Below are 21894 nucleotides of genomic sequence, written 5' to 3'. Positions count from 1 at the left end.
TTGATGGGCATTCGCGCTGATAGCAACTGCAATGAAGGAAGAATCCCCGTCCTTCTGAAGGCGGGGAGTTGTCAATGTTTCCCTAACTTTTCACAATCTCCCCAAAGTCTCCCAGCACTCGGGCATGGTTGCGCAACAGCCCCAGCAAGTTCAACCGGTTGCTGCGCACTTGAGGATCCTCCGCCATCACCAGAACGCTGTCTTCGCCATCGAAGAATTGACTCACCACGGGGGCAATCGCTGCTAGCCCGGTGACCAGGCTGCGATAATCCCGGCTGGCTTGGGCGGCGGTGGTTTGCGGCAAGAGCTCTAGGAGCGCATCATAGAACGCCTGCTCAGAGTGGGCTGCAAAGGCCTGGGTGTCGATCACCTGTTTAGGATCCAGGATTTGCTTGGATAATTCTCCCTTTTGGGCCAGGCGTGACGCTCGATTGACGGTCTCAAACACCTGATCGAGATCGCCTGATTGGCGCAGGGACTGGAGAAACTCCGCGCGATCGCGGACATCGAGTACATCCGTGAGGGCACGTGCCTGGGCCTCAGGATCACCTTCGCTGAGAACCGCATTGACGAGATCGTAGTCAATGCGGCGATCCTCTTGGAGGAGGGTGCGCACCCGCTGAATGAAGAACTCCTGGATCTGTGCTTGGAGCGCTGCCACCTCTGCCTGTTTCCCGAAAATTTGGCTAAATTCGGCACTGGTGTCCTGGATTAGCTGGTGCAAGTCGATCCCCAGCCCTGCCTCCCAGATTATGCTGACGATGGCATTGGCTGATCGCCTGAGTGCAAAGGGATCTGACGAACCGCTGGGCTTCATTCCCAGCCCAAAAATCGATACCAGGGTGTCTAGGCGATCGGCCATGGCCACCACCTGACCTCCCAGGGTCTGGGGAAGCTGATCTTCTGCGTTGCGGGGCTGGTAATGCTCGGCAATGGCCCTGGCGACCTCCTCGGGCTCCTCGCTGGCGCGGGCGTATTTCTCGCCCATGACCCCTTGGAGCTCGGGAAACTCTCCGACCATCTGGGTCACTAGATCGGCCTTACACAGCAGGGCGGCGCGCTCGATATGCTGGGTCTGCTTCTGGCTGAGCTTCAGCTGTTTGGCAATCCGAGCTGCGATCGCCATAATGCGATCGGCCTTGCTGCGCATTGATCCCAGGTCTTCCTGGAAGGTCACGGTTTCTAGCTTTGGCAGGTATTGCACCAGGGGGATGGCCTGGTCAGCCCGGTAGAAGAACTGGCCATCGGAGAGCCTGGCCCGAATCACCCGTTCGTTGCCTGCCCGAATCAGGTCAGATTTTTGAGGATCGCCGTTGGATACCGCAATAAAGTGGGGAAGCAGCTCCTGGGGATTGCTGGGGTTCAGCACTGGAAAATAGCGCTGGTGACTAATCATTTCGGTGATGGTCACCTCTGCGGGGATCGCCAGAAATTCCGCTTCAAAGCTGCCGACAAGGGCGGTGGGCCATTCCACTAAATGCACCACTTCCTGGATCAGATCTGTGGGAATCGAGGCCATCCCCTGTACCTGATCGGCCTGTTGCTGAATTTGGGTTTCAATTACCTGCTGGCGCTGTTGGGGATCGACCATCACAAACCCATTGGCCAGGGTGCCCACGTAGGCCTTTGCGGTGGGAATGCTAAGGGGGGCAGGGTGCAGGACTCGATGGACCTGGGATCGGCGATCGCTGTAGATGACCTGGCCATCGTTCTCCAGGGTCAGGGGCAAAATCTGGTCATCTAGCAGCGCCACGAGCCAGCGAATGGGGCGAGAAAAGCGCAAATCGCCATTACTCCAGCGCATAAATCGCTTGCCCTCTAGCTTAAAAATCCAGTCTGGGATGAGGGCCTGCAAGACAGCAGCCGTGGGCTGCCCCTCTGTAACCTTCTGAATGAAAACAAACTCCCCTTTCTCCGTCGGCCGGATTTCAAAATCGTCGATGCTCACCCCCTGCTTCTTGGCAAAGCCCTCAGCGGCCTGGGTGGGTTGACCCTTTTTAAATGCGGCCTTGGCCGGTGGCCCCTTAATTTCCTCCCGTTGCTGAGGCTGCTGTTCCGGGAGGCCTTCGATTAAGACTGCCAGGCGACGGGGGGTGCCGTACACCTGGATGGTTTGTGCGGTTAAAAGATGATCACTGAGGGATTGGGGTATCCTTTGTTGCCACTGGGCCAGTGCCGAAGCTACAAACTGGGCGGGCAGTTCTTCAACGCCCACTTCAAGTAAAAAATTCGTCATTCCCATTCCTTTAATCCGCCCTACGAGGCCCCACCTGGTCTCACTATAACTATGCTCAACAACTATGCTCAACAACTATGCTCAACTATTATGACTGGCCTGGTTACGGTTTGAAGCAGGTCCCTTGAGAATTCCAGGCGCGATCGCCGCGGCTGGAATTTTTATCGTTCTGTGACGAAATCCACTTCAATTCCTAAGAGAAATTAAAGCTCCTGACCAGAGGGTGGGGATCGATCTAGAATCCGCTCAATACAACCCCAAGGAACATTTATGACTATTGCGGTTGACAACCAGGTAGAATCCCTGCGGTCAAACAAGCCGGCTCAGGCGCTCACGGTGGCGATTCCCAAGGAAACCTTTCCCGGCGAAGGGCGGGTTGCGGCCACGCCAGCGACAGCCCAATCGCTCACGAAGATGGGGTTTAAAATTTGTGTCGAATCTGGGGCTGGACGAGCTTCGGGCTTCACCGACTCAGCCTATGAAGCGGTCGGCTGTGAGATCATTCCGCAGACGCGTGATCTGTGGAACCGGGCCGACATTGTCCTGAAGGTGCGGCCCCCTCAGGTTGTGGAAGCGCTGGGATGCCATGAAGCCGACCTGCTGCCCGAGGGAAAAACCCTGATCAGCTTCATTTGGCCGGCTCAAAATCCGGAGCTGCTGGCAAAGCTCAACCAGCGTCATGCCACGGTGCTGGGGATGGATGCGGTGCCGCGCATTAGCCGCGCCCAAAAGCTTGACGCCTTGAGTTCCATGGCCAATATTGCTGGCTATCGGGCCGTGATTGAAGCAGCCCATCAATTTGGTCGCTTTTTTACCGGACAGATTACCGCCGCTGGCAAAATTCCCCCAGCTAAGGTGCTGGTGATTGGTGCTGGAGTAGCCGGTCTTGCTGCGATCGGAACAGCTCGGGGCCTAGGGGCTATTGTCCGCGCCTTTGACACTCGTCCGGTGGTCAAGGAACAGGTGGAGAGCCTCGGTGGCCAGTTCCTGGAGCTGGATTTTGAGGAGGAAGGTGCCGGGAAGGGCGGCTACGCCAAGGTGATGAGCGAAGCCTTCATTAAGGCGGAGATGGACCTGTTTGCGCAGCAGGCGGCAGAGGTTGACATCATTATCACCACCGCCTTGATTCCTGGCAAAAAGGCTCCGGTCCTAATCACCAGAGCGATGGTGGAAAGCATGAAGCCGGGATCGGTGATTGTGGATTTGGCAGCGGAGCAGGGCGGCAACTGCGAGGTGTCCCAGCCCGATCAAATTGTGGATTACCAGGGTGTGAAGGTGATTGGCTACACCGATTTACCCAGTCGCATGGGGGCGCAATCGAGTCAGCTTTACGGAACCAATCTTTGCCATCTGCTCAAGGATATGGGGGGCGCGGAGAAATTCCATGTGGACTGCGACGACGAAGTTGTGCGCGGGGCGCTGATTCTCCATGAGGGCAACGTGATGTGGCCCCCTCCGCAGATTGCCCCGCCGACCCCGGTGCCGGATGCCTCTCAGGTTGAGCAGGCCGCGATCGCGCCGACCGAAGCACCGGCGTCTCAATCCGGTACTGGTTGGCTGTGGCTGGTGCTGGCGGGTCTGGTGCTCCTGGGTCTCGGCCTGGGCGCACCAGAATCTTTCCTGTCCCATTTCACGGTCTTTGTGCTGGCCTGTTTTGTGGGCTGGCAGGTGATTTGGAACGTTGCGCCAGCGCTGCATACGCCGTTGATGAGCGTGACCAATGCGATTAGCGGCATCATCATCCTGGGCGGCATGCTGCAAATTTCTGGTCCGATGCAGTCGCCGACCACGATTCTCGGCGCTCTGGCGATTTTGGTTGGCACGATTAATATTGCCGGCGGATTTTTGGTCACCCAGCGGATGCTGAGGATGTTCCGCAAGTAGAGGGCTACTCAATCTCTTGTTTCCCAATCTTTCAAGTTTCCCAATCTTTTAATAAAGAGCTTGGGGCCAGATAACCCAATTCAGACCACCCAATTCATACAACCAATTCACGGGAGATTCCGTTGATGACGAATAGTTTGACGACCATCGCCTACATTGGGGCGAGCGCCCTGTTTATTTTGAGTTTGGGAGGACTCTCTAATCAGGAAACGGCTAAGCGCGGCAACATCTTTGGCATTTTGGGGATGCTGCTGGCGCTGGCGGCCACCGCCCTGAGTAGTGATGTGACGGCCTACGGGACACTGCTGGCCGTGGTGGTGCCCGGTGCCCTGATTGGCGCAATTCTAGCGGCGCGGGTGGCCATGACCTCCATGCCGGAACTGGTGGCAATTCTGCATAGTTTTGTGGGTTTGGCCGCTGTCCTGGTGGGAGTGGCAAATTTCCTTCAGCCTGAATCTGACCTGACGGGAGGGGAAGCGCTCATCCACCAGCTGGAAATTTACATCGGTGTGTTTATCGGGGCGGTGACCTTCACCGGGTCGGTGGTGGCCTTTGGTAAACTACGGGCAATCCTCAGCAGCAAGCCTCTCATGCTGCCGTTGCGCCATGGGCTGAATATCGGCATGCTGGTGGCCACCGTTGTTTTAGGCTGGCAGTTTATCCAATTGGGGACTCCTGACGGCCTTTTCCCGCTGTTGGGGATGGCGGCGATTGCCTCGGTGCTGGGGATTCATCTGGTGGCTTCCATCGGGGGCGCCGATATGCCGGTGGTCATTTCCATGCTCAACAGCTATTCTGGCTGGGCGGCAGCGGCGGCAGGATTTATGCTTTCCAACGATCTGCTCATTATTACAGGGGCTTTGGTGGGCAGCAGTGGTGCGATCCTCAGCTACATCATGTGTCGGGCCATGAACCGATCGTTTATCAGCGTGATTCTGGGGGGATTTGGCTCAGAGGGATCTCCGGCTGGCGGGAGCGGTGCCTTAATTGAAGGAGAGGCAACGCCGACCACCGTGGAAGGGGTCACAGACCTGCTCCAGGAAGCGCGCAGCGTGATTATCGTGCCGGGTTATGGGATGGCGGTGGCGCAAGCCCAGCATTCCGTGGCTAAGATTACCAAGCTGCTGCGCGATCGCGGAGTCAACGTGCGCTTTGGCATTCATCCGGTGGCCGGGCGTCTGCCGGGCCACATGAATGTGCTGTTGGCCGAAGCCAACGTGCCCTACGACATCGTGTTGGAAATGGATGAAATTAATGAGGATTTTCCCGCAACCGATGTGGTGTTGGTTATTGGGGCCAACGATACGGTAAACCCCAGTGCCTTGGATGATCCCACCAGTGCGATCGCTGGGATGCCCGTTCTGGAGGTTTGGAAAGCTGAAAATGTCGTGGTGATGAAGCGCAGTTTAGCCAGCGGCTATGCTGGGGTTGAAAATCCCCTATTCTTTAAGGAGAATACCCAAATGCTCTTTGGAGATGCAGGACAAAACGTCGATGCTATTCTCGGTCAGCTGCAGGCCAAGTCTTTGGTGGCTGCTTAGTTTCAGGCCTTGACCTATCGGACCTTGACCTGCTTAAAAATCTGGGATTCCCGATGCTCTGGAACTAAAAGCATCGGGAATTTCCGTGGAGATTGGGTGTTTTCCGAAAGATCCGAAGGATTGAGGCGTGAGTCTGATCGCCAGATCTAAGCACTGAAATATTTGGCGGCTTCGTGATAGGCAATAATCGCCGTGGTGGACTGCTCTGGATAAATTTGCTCGCTTTCATCCATGTAGAGATGAATCCGCTCGGCCCCCAGCAGCTCTAGCTGCCTGTACTGATCCTGAATATTGGGGCAGGCTGGATAGCCAAAGCTGTAACGTGACCCCTGATAGCGCTGGGCCAGCACGTCTCGGATATTGTCTGGCTCAGCGGCTGCGAACCCTAACTCTCGCCGAATACGCGCATGGCACCACTCGGCCAGGGCCTCTGCTGTCTGCACCGCCAGACCGTGAAAATAGAGGTAGTCGGCATATTCATCTCCTGCAAACAGCTTGGCAGCAAACTCGGTGGCAATGGTTCCCACCGTCACCGCCTGCATCGGGAACACATCATATTGCCCTGGCTTGGCCTCAGCTTGGGGTAAAAAGAAATCCGCAATGCACAGGCGCCGCAGGGATCCCTGGCGGGGAAATTCAAACACGGCGACCGGTTCAGGGTGTTCAATGGTGCCCTCCATCACCGCTGGGTCATAAAGGTACAGCTTGTTTCCCTCCGCTAAACAAGGAAAATAGCCGTACACCAGCTGCGGCTGCAAAAGATGTTCGGCCACCACCCGCTGTTTCCAATGCTCTAAGAGCGGATAGACCTTTTCCTTTAAGAAGGCCTGATGATCTTCCTTAGATCTTTCCTTCGCCTTGCGGAATTGCCACTGCCCTGCGATGAGCGCCTGCAGGTCCAGATACCCAAAGATTTCCTCAAAGGATAAATCGGCGGGATTCAAGATCTGGGTTCCCCAGAAGGGCGGCGTGGGCCGATCAATATTCACCGCCACTGCCTCAGAACGCCGGATATCGATGATCTTTGGCTTGTCTTGTTCAGGGAATGGGGGGGGGGGCGCGATGCGGATCTCCTCGACGGGATCACCGGGGCGAGTGGCTGTATCCAAAAAGCCCTGGGCATCATCCCAGTTCCCCGACTGCTTGGCGGGCATCAGCTTGTCCATGAAATGCAGATCTGCAAACGCATCCTTGCCGTAGATGACTTGTCCCTTGTAGACCTGCTGGCAATCCTGATGGACAAATTTTGGCGTCAGGGCAGCGCCGCCCAAAATAACTGGCACCGTAATCCCCCGCTCATTGAAGATTTCCAGATTGTCCTTCATAAATGCGGTGGACTTTACCAGTAACCCGCTCATGGCAATGCAGTCAGCCTGATGCTCTTCGTAGGCCTGAATAATATTTTCCACAGGCTGCTTGATGCCGATATTGACGACCTTATAGCCATTATTGGAGAGAATAATATCCACCAGATTTTTGCCAATGTCGTGGACGTCCCCCTTGACAGTGGCAATGACCAGAGTTCCTTTGCCACTGTCTTCGGCTTCGGCCTTTTCCATAAAGGGCTCTAGATAGGCGACCGCCGCCTTCATCGTTTGAGCGGACTGGAGCACAAAGGGAAGCTGCATCTGCCCCGACCCAAACAGCTCTCCCACTTCTTTCATGCCATCTAGGAGGAAGGTATTAATAATCTCTAGCGGTGGATATTGTTCCAGGGCGATCGCCAGCTGATCTTCTAACCCAATCCGTTCGCCGTCAATGATGTGACGAGTCAGGCGTTCTTCGACCGAAAGGGTTTCGTCCACGCTCCCGCGTACGGCCTGAGTGGTCTTGCCTTCAAACAGCTGCGTGAGTTTAATCAGCGGATCGTAGGTGCAAACCTCGCCCTCAAACTCACGGCGATCGTAAATTAAGTCGCGGCAAACCTGCTGATGCTCTGGATCGATCTTTGCCAGAGGCAGAATCTTGGCCGCGCTGACGATGGCTGCATCCATGCCCACCTGACAGGCCTCATGCAGGAATACGGAATTGAGGGTAATCCGCGCTGCCGGGTTCAGACCAAAGGAAACGTTGGAAACCCCGAGGATAATGTGACAACCCGGTAGGTTATCCCGAATCATTTGGATGGACTCGATCGTAGCCTTGCCGTTCTCGCGGTCTTCCTCAATTCCGGTGGAGATGGGCAAGGCTAGGGGGTCAAAAAAGATCTCCTGCGCCGGAACTCCATATTCGATGGCATCCCGATAGGCCCGTTGGGCAATCTCAAACTTCTTCTGAGCCGTACGAGCCATCCCCTCCTCATCAATGGTGCCCACCACCATACCAGCCCCATACTTCCTGGCGAGTTCTAGCACCTTAAAAAAGCGATCTTCCCCATCTTCATAGTTAGTGGAGTTGAGAATGCACTTGCCGCCCACTACCTTCAGTCCGGCTTCCATTTTGCTCCATTCGGTGGAGTCCAGCATCAGGGGAAGGGTAACATTGGTGACCAGTCGGGAGGCCAGCTCATGCATGTCTCGCTCGCCGTCGCGGCCCACGTAGTCCACATTGACATCCAGAACATGGGCGCCTTCCTTAAGCTGAGCTTTGGCCAGAGCTACCAGTCCATCCCAATCCTCGGCGTTGAGCATCTCGCGACATTTCTTGGATCCGCTGGCGTTGAGGCGCTCGCCCACAATTAGGAAGGAGTTGTCCTGATCGTAGGGTTGGCTAGTGTAAATTGAGGCCGCAGAGGGGGCGTAGGGTAAGGGAGCGTAGGGGGGATTGGCATAGCGATCGCTGCGGGGTCGTTCCTTCGGCCTTAAGTCCGTGGTCATCGCCGCAAGCTGGGCAATGTGGTCAGGGCTGGTGCCGCAACACCCGCCAATCACCTGTACACCTAAGTCTTCCACAAAGTGCATTAGCGCCATCCGCAGTTCCATCGGACTCAGGCGATAAACCGCCTGCCCTCCGACGTTTTCCGGTAAACCGGCGTTGGGAATACAGGACACAATGAAGGGCGAGTTCTCGCTCAGATACTTGATATGCTCCTTCATCAGGTCCGGTCCGGTGGCACAGTTGAGTCCCAAGATATCAATGTTGAAGGGCTCTAGAATGGTCAAGGCCGCAGCAATATCCGATCCCACTAGCATCGTCCCCTGCTGTTCCATGGTGATTGAAACCATGATCGGGATGCGTTTTCCTTGCGCCGAGAAGACGGCTTCAATCCCGTTCAACGCCGCCTTAATCTGCAGCACGTCTTGACAGGTCTCGACGATCAGCAGGTCGGCCCCCCCATCTACCAGCCCACGAGCTTGCTCCTGGTAGGCTGTTTTCAGAGAGTCGAAGTCAATATGTCCCAAGGTGGGAAGCTTGGTTCCCGGCCCCATGGACCCGGCCACAAAGCGAGGCTTCTCCGGGGTGGAATATTCGGCGGCAACCCGTTTTGCCAAAGCCGCAGCTGTCTTGTTGAGGACGTAGGCCTGGTGGGCGAGATCGTACTCCGCCAGAACCACTGAGGTGCCGCCAAAGGTATCGGTTTCAATAACGTCGGCGCCGGCCTCTAAGTAGCCCCGGTGAACCGCCTCCACGGCTTCAGGGTGGGTGACAACCAAATATTCGTTACAGCCCTCGTATTCAGCGCCCCCAAAGTCCTCGGCGGAGAGGTTTTGGGCTTGCAGCTGCGTCCCCATGGCACCATCAAAAACTAGAACGGGACGCTGGGGACTGTGCAGATACTCCAACAAGGGGCTAGTCATCATGGATTCAGTTCAATAAAGAAGTTCAATAGAGAATTCAAGAATGAGGCTTGCAAGGAAGTTCGAGAATAGCCCAGAGGCAATCCAAAGGATTGGCCTACTTTAGCCTGTCCCCCGCAGAGGTTGGGAATAAAGTATTACCGATCTCGATGTTAAAAAGTGCTAATATTCCTTAACTATGCTTGATAATACATTGCACACCTATACCTATAACGCATAATCAATGAGTGAGTATCAGATTTTTACCTCTGAATCTGTGTCTGAGGGACATCCAGACAAGATGGCTGACCAGATTTCAGATGCTATTCTAGATGCCATGCTGTCGGAAGACCGCCATGCGCGGGTGGCGGTCGAAACCATGGTGAAAACTGGGATGGCCATTATTGCTGGGGAAGTGCGCACCAGTACCTATGTGGATTTAGAGAATATCGTTCGCTCCGTCATTTTAGACATTGGCTATGACAGTTCAGAGGTGGGCTTCGATGGAGCCTCCTGTGCGGTTCTCAATGCCATCGGCAAGCAATCTGCTGATATTGCCATGGGCGTTGATGAGGCTGCGAACAAGGACCTGGGGGCCGGGGACCAGGGCTTGATGTTTGGGTATGCGACGAACGAAACGCCAGTACTCATGCCAGCGCCAATCTACTATTCGCACCGCCTGGTGGAGCGCCAAGCCTACCTGCGTAAGCATAAGGTTTTGCCTTGGCTTCGGCCCGATGCCAAAAGTCAGGTTACCTTGCGTTACGAGAATGGGCAGCCTGTTGCCATTGATGCCGTGGTTCTATCCACCCAGCATGATCCGGACGTGTCTCAAGCTGACATCCGCGAGGCGGTGATGGAAGAAATTATTAAGCACGTTCTGCCCAACGAATGGATGCATGCCTCCACCCAGTATCACATTAATCCCACTGGACAGTTCATTATTGGGGGTCCCGTAGGGGATTGTGGTCTGACCGGACGTAAAATCATTGTGGATACCTACGGCGGCATGGCTCGTCACGGGGGCGGTGCCTTTTCCGGAAAAGATCCCTCAAAGGTGGATCGTTCCGCTGCCTATGCGGGCCGGTACGTGGCTAAAAACGTCGTGGCATCGGGACTGGCCGATCGCTGCGAAATTCAGGTGTCTTATGCCATTGGGGTGGCAGACCCCACCTCCATCTCCATCAATACCTTTGGGACTGGCAAACTGGCCGACGATAGGATTGCCACCCTGGTCCGCGAACATTTTGATTTGCGACCCCAGGGCCTAATCGATATGCTTGATCTGCGTCGACCCATTTATCGCCAGACCTCAGCCTACGGCCACTTTGGCCGCGAATTGGCAGATTTCTCCTGGGAAAAAACGGATAAATCAGCTACATTAAAGGCTGCTTTGTAACAAAAGATTAATTCTAGACCCGTCAATCACTCCTCTTGTTCTCAGCCTGTTGTTATCAAGGTCAAAACCTATGACTGCTTCTGTTTTAACCCGTGACCATAAAGTGGCCGATATTTCCCTGGCGGATTGGGGCCGGAAGGAAATTTCCATTGCCGAGGGTGAGATGCCGGCTCTGATGGCAATTCGCGCCCAATATCGGGACAGCAAGCCCCTGCAGGGGGCCAAGATCATTGGCTGTATTCACATGACGATTCAAACGGCGGTTCTGATTGAGACGCTGATTGAGCTCGGTGCTCAGGTTCGCTGGTCTTCTTGTAATATTTTTTCCACCCAAGACCATGCCGCCGCGGCGATCGCCGCGGCCGGGATTCCCGTATTTGCTTGGAAGGGGGAAACGGAGGAGGAGTATCTCTGGTGTATTGAGCAGACCTGTCGTACGCCAGAGGGGGATCTTTGGGACGCCAATATGATCCTCGATGATGGCGGCGACCTGACGGCGCACATCCACGAAAAATATCCCACCATGCTAGATCGCATTCACGGGGTGACGGAAGAAACCACCACTGGGGTGCATCGCCTCTACGAAATGCTGGAGCAGGGAACCTTGAAGATCCCGGCCATTAACGTGAATGACTCCGTCACCAAGGCCAAAAATGATAACAAATATGGCTGCCGTCACAGCTTGAATGATGCCATTAAGCGAGGTACAGACCATCTGCTCTCGGGCAAAAAAGCCCTGGTGATTGGCTACGGTGATGTGGGCAAAGGCTCAGCCGCTTCCCTGCGTCAAGAAGGCATGATTGTGAAGGTGAGCGAGTGTGACCCCATCTGCGCAATGCAGGCTTGTATGGATGGATTTGAGGTGGTTTCTCCCTACCTCAACGGCCTGAACAATGGAACCGAAAGCAGTGTCAACAAAGATCTGCTAGCGAATACTGACCTTGTGGTGACAACCACTGGGAACGTGAATGTCTGCGATGCCCACATGCTGAAAAGCCTGAAGCGTGGAGCGGTGGTGTGCAATATTGGTCACTTTGACAATGAGATTGATACCGCCTACATGCGTAAGGAATGGCGCTGGGAAGAGGTGAAGCCCCAGGTGCATCAGGTGTATCGGAGTGATGACCCTCAGGATTTCTTAATTCTGCTGGCTGAAGGCCGTCTGGTCAACCTGGGCAACGCCACAGGCCACCCCTCCCGAATTATGGACGGATCCTTTGCCAACCAGGTGCTGGCCCAGATGTTCCTCTATGAGCGCAAGTTTGCCGACCTGCCCGCAGCTGAAAAACCTCAGGCAATTAGGGTGGAAGTGCTTCCCAAGCACCTCGATGAAGAGGTGGCCCGGTACATGGTGGAAGGCTTTGGAGGCGTGATTACCCAACTCACTGAGGCCCAGGCCAAGTACATCAACGTGCCGTTGAATGGCCCCTTCAAGACCGAGAGCTACAAGTATTAATCTCTGCTCAAGGGAAACGATGCTGTTGGGGGCTTGGCAACAAGCCCCTGCTTCTTGATGCCCCTGGAAACTGCGGGTTGGGAGAGGTTGATGATATTCCTTACTTGCGGGCGATGGCCTCGTGCTTGAGGAACCAGTCGTAGGTAGATTGAATCCCTGCGGCAAGACGAATATGCGCTGTCCAGCCGATCCCTTTGAGGCGACTCACATCCAGAAGCTTGCGAGGGGTGCCGTCGGGTTTACTGGCATCAAACTCCAGATCCCCGCAATACCCCACTGCATCGGCAATCAGGTGCGCCAGCTCTTTGATGGAGTGATCCTCGCCCGTGCCCACATTGATGTGGGACAGGGTCGGTTGGGTGTGGGCTTGATAGGTGGGAAGATCTAGGGCCATGACATGGACACAGGCGCTGGCCATGTCGTCCACATGCAAAAACTCCCGTTTGGGCGTTCCGGTGCCCCAAACGGTGACGCTGGGACGATTCTCTAGTTTGGCTTCGTGGAATCGACGCATCAGCCCCGGCAGAACGTGGCTATTTTGGGCGTCAAAGTTATCGTGTGGTCCGTACAAATTTGTGGGCATCACGCTGCGAAAATCCGTTTGGTATTGACGGTTGTAGGATTCGCAGAGCTTGATTCCGGCAATTTTGGCGATGGCGTAGGGCTCATTGGTCGGCTCCAGAATTCCGGTCAGCAACTCAGATTCTGGAATAGGCTGCTGGGCAAACTTGGGATAGATGCAAGAGGATCCCAAAAACAGCAGTTTTTGCACCCCGCTGCGGTAGGCGCTGTGGATAATATTGGCCTCAATCATCAAATTTTCGTAGATGAACTGAGCGGGATAGGTGTGATTGGCCCAGATTCCCCCGACTTTGGCGGCGGCTAGGTAAACTTCATCGATTTTCTCAGTCTGGAAAAAGGCTTCCACGGCTGCCTGGTTCGTTAAATCCAGCATCTGATGGGATCGCGTCACAATCTCCACCTCTGGATCGCGGGTCAACTGACGCACTAGGGCAGACCCTACCATCCCGCGGTGCCCAGCGACATAAATTCGTTTTTTAGAGGTCATGACTTCTGTGTTTATCTGGGCAGAGTAAAAAAGGGGGGTTACTCATAGTAAGCGGGCGCGCGATACCCGTGCTGATTTACGAGCTGATCTCGCTTGGCTGCCTTAAGGTCCTCCTGCATCATTTCCTGCACCAACTCCTGGAAGGAAATTTGAGGAACCCAGCCCAGTTTTTCCTTGGCCTTGCTCGGTGATCCCAGCAGGGTTTCCACCTCCGTGGGGCGATAGTAGCGAGGATCCACTGCCACGATGCAGTTTCCCTCCTGGTCGTAGCCCTTTTCCTCGACGCCGCTGCCTGTCCAGCTCACTTGAATCCCCACTTCCTGGCAGGCTTGCTCCACAAACTCGCGGACGCTGTGCTGCTCTCCGGTGGCGATGACGTAGTCCTCTGGTGCCTCTTGCTGGAGGATCAGCCACTGCATTTCCACATAGTCCTTGGCATGGCCCCAGTCTCTCAAGGCGTCTAGATTCCCCAGGTAAAGGCGGTCTTGCAGTCCCAGCTTAATGCGAGCGATGGCGCGGGTGATTTTGCGGGTCACGAAGGTTTCCCCCCGCAAGGGGGACTCGTGGTTAAACAAAATTCCATTACAGCCATAGATGCCATAGGCTTCCCGATAGTTGACCGTAATCCAATAGGCGTAAAGCTTGGCCACGGCATAGGGCGACCGCGGGTAAAAGGGAGTCTTTTCCGTTTGAGGAATGTCCTGCACCAAGCCGTACAGCTCCGAGGTTGAGGCCTGGTAAAACTTGGTTTTCTGCTCCAGGTTGAGAATGCGAATGGCTTCTAGGATACGCAGCGTGCCGATTCCATCGGCGTTAGCCGTATATTCCGGGGTTTCAAAGGAGACTGCCACGTGGCTCATGGCGGCCAGATTATAGATTTCATCGGGCTGCACTTCTTGCACAATGCGAATTAAGTTAGTGGAATCAGTGAGGTCGCCGTAGTGCAGGAAAAAGGAGCGATCGCTGACGTGGGGATCTTGATAAAGATGATCGATGCGATCGGTGTTAAAAAGCGAGGCGCGTCGTTTAATTCCATGGACCTCGTATCCTTTGCTCAAGAGCAATTCGGCAAGGTACGCGCCATCTTGGCCGGTAATTCCAGAAATCAGTGCTTTTTTTGTCATTGAAGGTAGGAAGGATTGAGGTGAGGCGCTGAGGAGCGCGGGGTCTTCAGGGAACGGGAGCGATCGCCATAATTTTAGCGATGCTTGAATGGTTCGGTCTGTTTGAGGTTAGCGTACCCTGGTTTGACTCAATGTTAAGGCTGAATGTTGAGGTTGATACTCAGGCACTAACTGGTGCAGGATTTGCATCATTGGCTGAACTTGCGTTTGTCGAGCCGCCGTAAATAACTGCTGGAGCATGGGCTCCAGGGCATCCCAGGGCAGCATGTGCTCAACTGCAGCGTAGATTTTGGGGTGTTGTGTCTTTTGCACATTCTCTCCGCTAATCAGGAGTTCTTCGTAGAGTTTTTCGCCCGGGCGCAGGCCTGTGATCTGAATATCGATGTCTCTGCCAGGCTGCAAACCGCTGAGTTTAATGATCTGGACGGCTAGGTCGTAAATTTTTACCGGTTCCCCCATGTCCAGCAGGAACACCTCCCCGCCCTTGCCCATCGCGCCTGCCTGGATCACCAAGCGGGCAGCTTCGGGAATCGTCATGAAGTAGCGAGTGATTTCCCGATGGGTGAGGGTAATGGGCTTGCCTGCGGCAATTTGATGGCGAAATCGAGGCACCACCGATCCGCTGCTTCCCAATACGTTGCCAAATCGCACCATCACAAATCGAGTTTGAGTCTCGGGCTGGGCCGCCAAACCCTGCAGCACAAGCTCTGCGGCGCGCTTGGTGGCACCCATGACATTCGTGGGGCGCACCGCCTTATCCGTTGAAATCAGAACAAAGGTGCTGACTGCGCAGTCCTGGGCCGTTTTTGCGGTGATATAGGTGCCGTAGGTATTATTGAGAATCCCCTGGGCAGGATTTCCTTCCACCAGGGGAACATGCTTGTAAGCTGCCGCATGGTAAATGGTTTCGACCTGCTCGTCCAGGAAGACTTGGCGCAAATAATCCGCATCGGTGACCGATCCCAGGTAGGGACTGACCCGCAGGTTAGGAAAGTTTTCCTGGATCTCGATATCAATGGAGTACAGGGCAAATTCGCTAGAATCTAGCAAAATTAAATGCTTGGGTTGAAGTTCTGCGATTTGTCGGCATAGCTCTGACCCAATGGATCCGCCAGCCCCCGTAACCAGCACGGTCTTTTGAGCAATGTCGGCCTTGAGCAGATGAGGTTCAGGCGGCACTTCTTCCCGGCCCAATAAATCAGCAATGTCAATATCTCGCAGTTGGGAAACGCTCACCTTCCCCGACACAATTTCCTGGGCAGAGGGCACGGTTTTAATGGAAATGGGAAATTCCTGAAGTCTCTCAAGAATCCGAGCCTTCCGTTTGGCCGGGGCAGAGGGAATCGCCAGCAGCACCTGATTGACCTGGCATTCCTGTATCAGCTGCCCCATTTCACTGGAGTGAAAAATTTTCATCCGACTCAGCTCACGTCCCTTCAGGGTCGGGTTATCGTCGATAAAACCCACGATATCGTAGGAGCGTTCTAGATTGAGGGACTGAGAGACTTGATAGCCGGTTACCCCGGCTCCGTAGATTAAAACTCGAGTCTGTTGGCGCTCCAATTGCTGCCAGTCCTGTAGCTTGCGCTGAAGGGTACGAGACATCAGCGTAATATCGTTGGTTCGCCAGATTAAGGATCGAATGGTGAGCCGAGAATTAATAATCAGAAAGAGTGCAATGAGCGCGCTGATAATTTGAACGGTTCTGGGCAGAATCGCAGGGGCAAAAATCGAGCTGAAGATAACAATAATTCCATCGGTAAGCAAGGTGACCTTGAGAATGATCTCGAGCATTTCAAGGCCAGAATGCCGCAGTAAAGGACGATATAATCCAAATAAGTAAAACAGAAAAATCTTAAAAATAATTGTAATACTGGCGCCAGGAATAAAGGGGGCGATTTCGCTAAGGGGAAAAAATTGATCGAACCGCAGAATGAAAGCAATGTAGGTTGCAACGGTTAAAATAACCAGGTCGATGCCGATCAGAAGCAAGCGCCGGGGGTGATTCCCAACATTTTTCAGTAGCGCCAGTTTTAGCCGAGTTAGCTGGCGAATTCGCCGCCGAAATCGTAAGGCAGTGCGGTGAAGCGAGTGAGGTCTCTTAATATGCTGCGGAGCAGCAGGATCACGCAGCTTGATCTGATCCTGTTCGCTAATTGTCATAATTATAAGACCGATAAGGATAACGGAGCGTTACTGTCATCTACCCGAAAATCTGATACGCCAGCGCTGATAGAGAGGGTGATTTTTTGAAGCTGAAGATTGTTCAGGCTTTTTAAGACTTATTCATACATTTATAGGTTTGGATCAGTATAAACCAAACTCCCAGGGGGTGAACAGACTCTGAAAAAAATGAGGGTGCGAGGGGATGTCCATGGATGCTTGGAGTGGTGTATACCTGAATCCCCAGGGGGAATTAGAGCCTGAGTGAGTTTACGGGTTGATTTGCCAATGTTTCTGGAGATTTTCGCTGCAGATAGCGTTCGGTTAAGACTAGACACAGCGCTGCGCCGATCACATTGAGATACCCGGCCCATGCCCCCAGGGGGGACTCCAAATTCAGGCAGAGTCCGATGCAGGCGACCATATAGAGTCCTGATACCTGGCTGTGATTCCAGCCCGCTTGATGAAGTCGTTGAAACAGGTGACTGCGGTGAGCTTGAAAGATATTTTCTCGACGCAGCAGGCGGCGCAGGAGGGTGTAAATTGTATCGAAGATAATGGGGAAGGTGAGGGTGAGCAGGCTCCAAGAAAAATTCGCAGATTTAGCCTCGCTGAGAATCGCGATCGCAATGGCTGCCCCCAAAAAGGTACTCCCAGAGTCCCCCATGAAGATTTTGGCCGGTTGCCAGTTCCAGATCAAGAACCCTAAAAGGCTGGCTACCAAAAGCCACAGTGCCGGATTGCCGCCCCAAAGCGCGAGAAAACTCAGTTGGATCGCAGCAGTGCCGGCGACCAGTCCGTCCAGGCCATCCATGAAGTTATAAAAGTTGATTAAAGCGGTCATTCCAATTGTCGTCAAGATCAGGGCCATCGCTTCTAAAATCAAGGAGTCTGACTGGCCTGGAAATAAGGGAAAGGATCCCAGATCTGCAACGACGATCCCGGACACTGACAGTTGCACCAGGTATCGGACTGATGCGGGCAAGTTTTTCCAGTCATCGAGGAAGCCAATGATCACCAGGGGAATTAGGCCGAACCAGACGCCGGTAACGCTCATCGATCCGGTGACGGCGGCTAATCCCAACACCGCATAAAAGCTAAGGACAAAGCCAAGCCCTCCGCCCCTAGGGGTGGGGCGGCTATGGGAGCTACGTTCATTGGGCAGATCCACCAGTCTTTGCTGGAATTGGGAAATGAGAACCCTCACCAGCACGAAACTAAGGAGAAAGGCGATCGCCATAAAAATTCCAAGATGACTCATGACTTCGATGGAGAACTGTGCTTAGCGAAGGGTTTTGGGAGAGATTTTAGCAGGTGTGGCCAGGCAAAAAATTAGCGTCTAGGATCGCCTCCAGTTGGTAGGGGGAGGTTTCGGGAAAGTGGATGGAGGTAAACCCGTCTCCCTAGCGGCCTCTCTCAAGGCTTTTGGATCAATGGAGTCTAGCAACTCGGCGAGTTTTCCTTAGGGGCTGGAGCTATCGAGGAGCAATGCTTCAATCTGATCGCGCTGATGGTCGACCGCCAACTTTTGCTTTGGTTCTGAGCTTGATCTTGCCCTTTGAGCAGAGGCAGGATAAAACTTGGAGGCGACTGTGGAGGTTGAAGCGGCTAAATATTTTCTACTGCGTCGGCGTAACTATAGACTTCGATGTCCAATGTCTTTGCTACAGTCAGGGCGCGATCGTCTACCATTGGCGAAATCACGAGCTTGCGGCTCACGGGCCGTTGGTGGCGCTTTTGATAAAATGCCACTTTGCGGTCAAAGGTATACATATCTGCTTTACTCAGGGAGGACTTGATCTCGCAAACGATCACGTCTCCATTTTTAATAATGAGGTCTAGCTCTATCTGATCGGGTCGGCCAAAAACTTCCCCTGCATCGTCGAAATCGGTAATATTTAGCACCTGCACCCCAAAGGACTCCTCTAAGATTCCCTTTAGGGCATTGCGGAAACTGGCCTCAGAATAGAGACCCCAGCGAGAGCCCAACGCTCCAATCGTGCTCTCGTACCGGCGGTCATGGCGTTTCAACTCTGCCAAGATCTCTTGATTATGCCGGTGTTGCTCGTGCCACTGGCGATTGTTTTCAGCCCACTGCTGGGTTTGCTCCTCCCATCTGCGGGTTTGCTCCTCCCATTTGCGGGTTTGTTCATCCCATTTGCGGGACTGCTCCTCGCGATCGCGCTGCAGTTCTGCTAATACCCGGTCAAATCGGCTTTCAGTTTCGGTTTTGCCGGCATAGTAGTTAGACACCGTTTGTAGGACAAAGTCCCGAATGGCTGGATCGTTTGCAATCAGTTCGGGGAGGATTTCCTGTAGGGTCTGTCTTAATTCGGGACTAGCCATGGGGAAGGGAGTGGGCAAGGGGGAGTAGGATTAGCGCTGCAGGCGTTTTCTCGCTAATCGAATTTTATCGCTTTACTCTTCATCCTCGTTCGGTTATGCCCACGGCCAAAGCCTGCTCACCACTTACGCGAAGGTGACGCCGGGACCGACAATGGCTTGGGCGACCCAGATGCCAGCCCTAGGATGAATGCTGCTGAGGCGGAGGTCAAAGGTGGGTTGGTGCCTATCGTGTTTGTCGGGGGGGATTGCCTCTGGCTGCGAAATTGCCTCTTTATACCGATCATACCTGAGCCGGTGACAAATTCAGACTGGGAAAGAGCGGTGATGCAATCAGCAGACTATCTCGAAATACGGTGTCTTGATAGCGCCCTTCGTCCAGAATGCAAACGGTTGCCACTTCCAGATTCAGTAATCATAGCTGGAATGGCAGCCCAGTCTTGCTGCAGGGCTTCGGGCTGCTGCTCTAAATGTTTGCTCAGAAATCGGATAATTGCAGGATGTTTGCCGGTTCCCAGTCGCATGGGCCATAGCTTTCCGTCAACGAGTTCGTAGCGGGTATCAGTACCGTCGCTGTAGGTGAGATAGGCCTCGAAGGTCAGTCGCTGAGTCCGGATAGCCATCAATGGGTTGGCTCCTATGAGTCGTAGTGGGGAATAAAGCGTGGGCAATGCTTACGCCGAGGGCCGAATGGGATTGGGTTTTAGCGCTGTAAGCGTTCGCTCGGTAATCGGATTCTAACGCGTTCCCCCCTTTCCGCTTCCCCCGATGCTCGAGGCTCCACCTCCCTTGATGCTTCGCGCTCCTCTCTGCTGCAGAAACCACTCCGCCGTAGTTTGCAGCCCCTGCTCAACGCGATAGGGAGGCTGCCAGTTTAGGGTTGTGTGGATTTTGGAACTGTCAACAGTGAGAGAGCCCAATAATCGCTCAGCCATAGATCGGCGACCCAGGATCGAAAAGGCCCACAACAACACGCCGGCAGGGACGGGCAACAACACATCCGGGCGTTTCATAGCTCGGGCCAAACAGCGGACTAGCTCCGGGGTAGAGAGGTCTTCACCGTCGCTGATCAGAAAGGTCTGGCCAGCGGCAGCAGGGTGGGTAAGGCAGGCACACAGAGCATCGGCTAGGTTGTCGACAAAGATCAGGCTGCGGGCATTTTCAACGCTGCCCAGAGGCAGGGGCAAACCGCGTTGGGCCAGCCCCAAAAGCTTCAGAAAGTTAGCCTTCACCTGAGGGCCATAGACCAGTGGGGGGCGGATAATGACTACTTCTAGACCGGTCTCCTGGGCGATTTCCCAGAGCCCTTGCTCGGCTTGCCACTTGCTAAGGCCGTAGGGGTCTAGCGGTTGGGGCAGGTCGTTTTCGGTGTAGGTATAGTGACTAGGGGCAGGGCGTCGAAAGCTGCCTTCACCGTTAACCTTGATCGAGCTGAGATAAATAAACCGCTTAACGCCGGCCTGGGAAGCAGCCTGGGCTAGGGTAAGTGTTGCGTCAGTGTTGATGGTTGTGTAGGCCTCTGGAGTAGGGTCCGAGAGTTGATGCACCCGAGCGGCTAGGTGGACGATGACATCTAGCTGGGAGAGTAGATCAGGCTTGTGGGCTAGATCGGCCAGATCTTGAATGTAAACGGGCGTAATCCCTGGTGGCAGCTTCTGAGCAGCAGGTTCGGAGCGGACAGCACCGTGAATAGTTTGGGTGGTGGGGAGTGTCAGAGCTTGACGGCAGAGAGGAACCCCGACAAAGCCGTTGGCGCCGGTAATTAGGATGGATTTACAGGAACTCACGGTGATGTTTGAACCTTATTTCGAGGATCAGCAAATGCGAGCATACGATAGACTGCATGACTTAGCTGGGGCGGTAAAATAGCGCGCAGAATTGGCACCATGACAGCAAGATATTGCCACCATGGAGATTTAAGCATCCAACATCCACGCCAACCAATCTGTGCTTGCTCAATGGCTCGTTTCAAAGTTTGTTTTTGGTGGCTCCTGGGGGTGAAACGGTAGTAAACTAGGGGTTCTGGAAGATTTGCAAAGCGTAATCCTGCTTTGAGGCAACGGAACCATAAGTCGTAATCGATACGACGCCGAAGTTGCGGATTATAATTACCTGCGAGCAAGACGCGTTCTCGGCGGAAAGCTACGGCTGGCTGAATAATTGGACAAGCCCACATAACCCTAGCAATATTATCGTGACTCAGTGGCATTTGCCTTAGCTTACCTTGGTTCCCTTGATCATCAATTTCGATAGCAGCAGCTCCAACAATATCTATTTCAGGATTTTGCTCAAGGAAGTCGATCTGTTTTTCGATGCGATCGGGAAAACAAATATCATCTGAATCCATCCGAATCACATATTCTCCACGTGCTTCGCACATACCTAACCATGCACAATAGCCAACGCCTCGATTTTCAGAATTTCGAATAATTCGAATACGATCGTCTCCATTTGCTAGAATTGCCAGGATACAAGGCGACGAGTCGGAAGAGTGATCATCAATAATCAGAAACTCCATGTTCTCGCCAAGCTGACATAATATACTATTGACAGCCTGCTCAACAAATTTTTCATCATTATGAATTGCCATCAAAACAGTAGCAATTATATCTCGATCTTGAACACGCACAACAGGAGCCCTCGACAGAATCAACTAAAAAACTATGCCAGTAAAGTTCTCACAAAGGGAAAATACCCTGAATAAATTTGTCTAAGTATTGTTTTCTGAAACCTAGAATTTTAGAACTAAAACTAGCATAGAGAAAGCATTTCTCTGCCCTTAGCGTAAATAGAACTAGCTAGGTCTACCAACAGAATCAGAGGATGTTTCTGATTCTAATTTAGTTTGTGTTTCTTCATAAACGGCCTCCCCCTTTACTCTTCTCCTGTAACCGTCCCAGCGGCTTACGCAGCCATCGGGGTTTCAAGGTTACCCAACGGCTGAGGCACGAGTGATGGAGCCT

The 21894-nt window shown here is 53.7% G+C and carries 14 protein-coding genes; 4 read left to right on the top strand and 10 right to left on the bottom strand.

What is annotated here, in order from left to right; all coding sequences use genetic code 11:
- Positions 1-82 precede the first annotated feature (82 nt).
- Positions 83-2236 carry a glycine--tRNA ligase subunit beta gene (gene glyS / locus QQ91_RS14580; RefSeq protein WP_166282958.1) on the bottom strand — a complete coding sequence of 718 codons (2154 nt, stop codon included), beginning with the start codon at positions 2234-2236 and terminating at the stop codon, positions 83-85.
- A gap of 270 nt (positions 2237-2506) precedes the next feature.
- Here glyS and pntA point away from each other — a divergent pair, with 270 nt between their 5' ends.
- Entirely contained in the window at positions 2507-4120 is a 1614-nt protein-coding gene (gene pntA, locus QQ91_RS14575) for a Re/Si-specific NAD(P)(+) transhydrogenase subunit alpha (protein WP_166282956.1), read from the top strand.
- A 125-nt stretch (positions 4121-4245) separates the two neighbouring features.
- Positions 4246-5661: a Re/Si-specific NAD(P)(+) transhydrogenase subunit beta gene (pntB, locus tag QQ91_RS14570; RefSeq protein WP_166282954.1), complete on the top strand. Its 1416-nt coding sequence runs from the start codon at positions 4246-4248 to the stop codon at positions 5659-5661.
- Between the two features lie 146 nt (positions 5662-5807).
- Here pntB and metH read toward each other — a convergent pair whose 3' ends face one another.
- Positions 5808-9398 (bottom strand): methionine synthase, encoded by a 3591-nt coding sequence (gene metH / locus QQ91_RS14565; protein WP_166282960.1) that lies wholly within the window; start codon positions 9396-9398, stop codon positions 5808-5810.
- Positions 9399-9621: 223 nt separating this feature from the next.
- Here metH and metK point away from each other — a divergent pair, with 223 nt between their 5' ends.
- Positions 9622-10776 carry a methionine adenosyltransferase gene (gene metK / locus QQ91_RS14560; RefSeq protein WP_166282952.1) on the top strand — a complete coding sequence of 385 codons (1155 nt, stop codon included), beginning with the start codon at positions 9622-9624 and terminating at the stop codon, positions 10774-10776.
- 70 nt (positions 10777-10846) lie between these two features.
- Complete coding sequence (gene ahcY / locus QQ91_RS14555) at positions 10847-12232, top strand: adenosylhomocysteinase (protein WP_166282950.1); 1386 nt, start codon at positions 10847-10849, stop codon at positions 12230-12232.
- A gap of 100 nt (positions 12233-12332) precedes the next feature.
- On the opposite strand, the gene fcl is transcribed toward ahcY, so the two are convergent.
- The 8 genes from fcl to QQ91_RS14515 all read right to left on the bottom strand — a co-directional run bounded on the left by fcl (position 12333) and on the right by QQ91_RS14515 (position 21560).
- Entirely contained in the window at positions 12333-13301 is a 969-nt protein-coding gene (gene fcl, locus QQ91_RS14550; RefSeq protein WP_166282948.1) for a GDP-L-fucose synthase, read from the bottom strand.
- Positions 13302-13339: 38 nt separating this feature from the next.
- The gene (gene gmd / locus QQ91_RS14545) at positions 13340-14425 is read right to left on the bottom strand and encodes a GDP-mannose 4,6-dehydratase (RefSeq protein WP_166282946.1); all 1086 of its coding nucleotides are present in this window, start codon (positions 14423-14425) and stop codon (positions 13340-13342) included.
- A gap of 108 nt (positions 14426-14533) precedes the next feature.
- On the bottom strand, positions 14534-16588 hold the full coding sequence (locus QQ91_RS14540; RefSeq protein ID WP_166282944.1) for a polysaccharide biosynthesis protein: 2055 nt from the start codon (positions 16586-16588) through the stop codon (positions 14534-14536).
- Between the two features lie 253 nt (positions 16589-16841).
- A complete protein-coding gene (locus QQ91_RS14535) occupies positions 16842-17849 on the bottom strand; it encodes an MraY family glycosyltransferase (protein ID WP_166282942.1) in 1008 nt (335 codons plus the stop codon).
- Positions 17850-18196: 347 nt separating this feature from the next.
- Positions 18197-18934 carry a PD-(D/E)XK nuclease family protein gene (locus QQ91_RS14530; protein ID WP_166282940.1) on the bottom strand — a complete coding sequence of 246 codons (738 nt, stop codon included), beginning with the start codon at positions 18932-18934 and terminating at the stop codon, positions 18197-18199.
- Between the two features lie 338 nt (positions 18935-19272).
- Positions 19273-19554 (bottom strand): Uma2 family endonuclease, encoded by a 282-nt coding sequence (locus QQ91_RS14525; RefSeq protein WP_166282938.1) that lies wholly within the window; start codon positions 19552-19554, stop codon positions 19273-19275.
- Positions 19555-19668: 114 nt separating this feature from the next.
- Positions 19669-20718, bottom strand: a complete 1050-nt coding sequence (locus QQ91_RS14520; protein ID WP_166282936.1) for an NAD-dependent epimerase/dehydratase family protein — start codon at positions 20716-20718, stop codon at positions 19669-19671.
- Complete coding sequence (locus QQ91_RS14515) at positions 20715-21560, bottom strand: glycosyltransferase (protein ID WP_166282934.1); 846 nt, start codon at positions 21558-21560, stop codon at positions 20715-20717. The genes QQ91_RS14520 and QQ91_RS14515 overlap by 4 nt, the downstream gene beginning before the upstream one ends.
- Between the last annotated feature and the right edge of the window lie 334 nt (positions 21561-21894).

The sequence above is a fragment of the Lyngbya confervoides BDU141951 genome (assembly GCF_000817775.3).
GTDB lineage: Bacteria > Cyanobacteriota > Cyanobacteriia > Thermosynechococcales > Thermosynechococcaceae > Lyngbya > Lyngbya confervoides.
This window is presented reverse-complemented; position numbering and strand designations above follow the sequence as displayed.

Excerpts from the sequence above, each read along its gene's own strand:
- QQ91_RS14540 (WP_166282944.1), bottom strand. The coding sequence starts at position 16,588 with ATGACAATTAGCGAACAGGATCAGATCAAGCTGCGTGATCCTGCTGCT.
- metK (WP_166282952.1), top strand. The coding sequence starts at position 9,622 with ATGAGTGAGTATCAGATTTTTACCTCTGAATCTGTGTCTGAGGGACAT.
- QQ91_RS14530 (WP_166282940.1), bottom strand. The coding sequence starts at position 18,934 with ATGGCTAGTCCCGAATTAAGACAGACCCTACAGGAAATCCTCCCCGAA.
- glyS (WP_166282958.1), bottom strand. The coding sequence starts at position 2,236 with ATGACGAATTTTTTACTTGAAGTGGGCGTTGAAGAACTGCCCGCCCAG.
- QQ91_RS14525 (WP_166282938.1), bottom strand. The coding sequence starts at position 19,554 with ATGGCTATCCGGACTCAGCGACTGACCTTCGAGGCCTATCTCACCTAC.
- ahcY (WP_166282950.1), top strand. The coding sequence starts at position 10,847 with ATGACTGCTTCTGTTTTAACCCGTGACCATAAAGTGGCCGATATTTCC.
- pntA (WP_166282956.1), top strand. The coding sequence starts at position 2,507 with ATGACTATTGCGGTTGACAACCAGGTAGAATCCCTGCGGTCAAACAAG.
- fcl (WP_166282948.1), bottom strand. The coding sequence starts at position 13,301 with ATGACCTCTAAAAAACGAATTTATGTCGCTGGGCACCGCGGGATGGTA.
- QQ91_RS14535 (WP_166282942.1), bottom strand. The coding sequence starts at position 17,849 with ATGAGTCATCTTGGAATTTTTATGGCGATCGCCTTTCTCCTTAGTTTC.
- gmd (WP_166282946.1), bottom strand. The coding sequence starts at position 14,425 with ATGACAAAAAAAGCACTGATTTCTGGAATTACCGGCCAAGATGGCGCG.
- metH (WP_166282960.1), bottom strand. The coding sequence starts at position 9,398 with ATGACTAGCCCCTTGTTGGAGTATCTGCACAGTCCCCAGCGTCCCGTT.
- pntB (WP_166282954.1), top strand. The coding sequence starts at position 4,246 with ATGACGAATAGTTTGACGACCATCGCCTACATTGGGGCGAGCGCCCTG.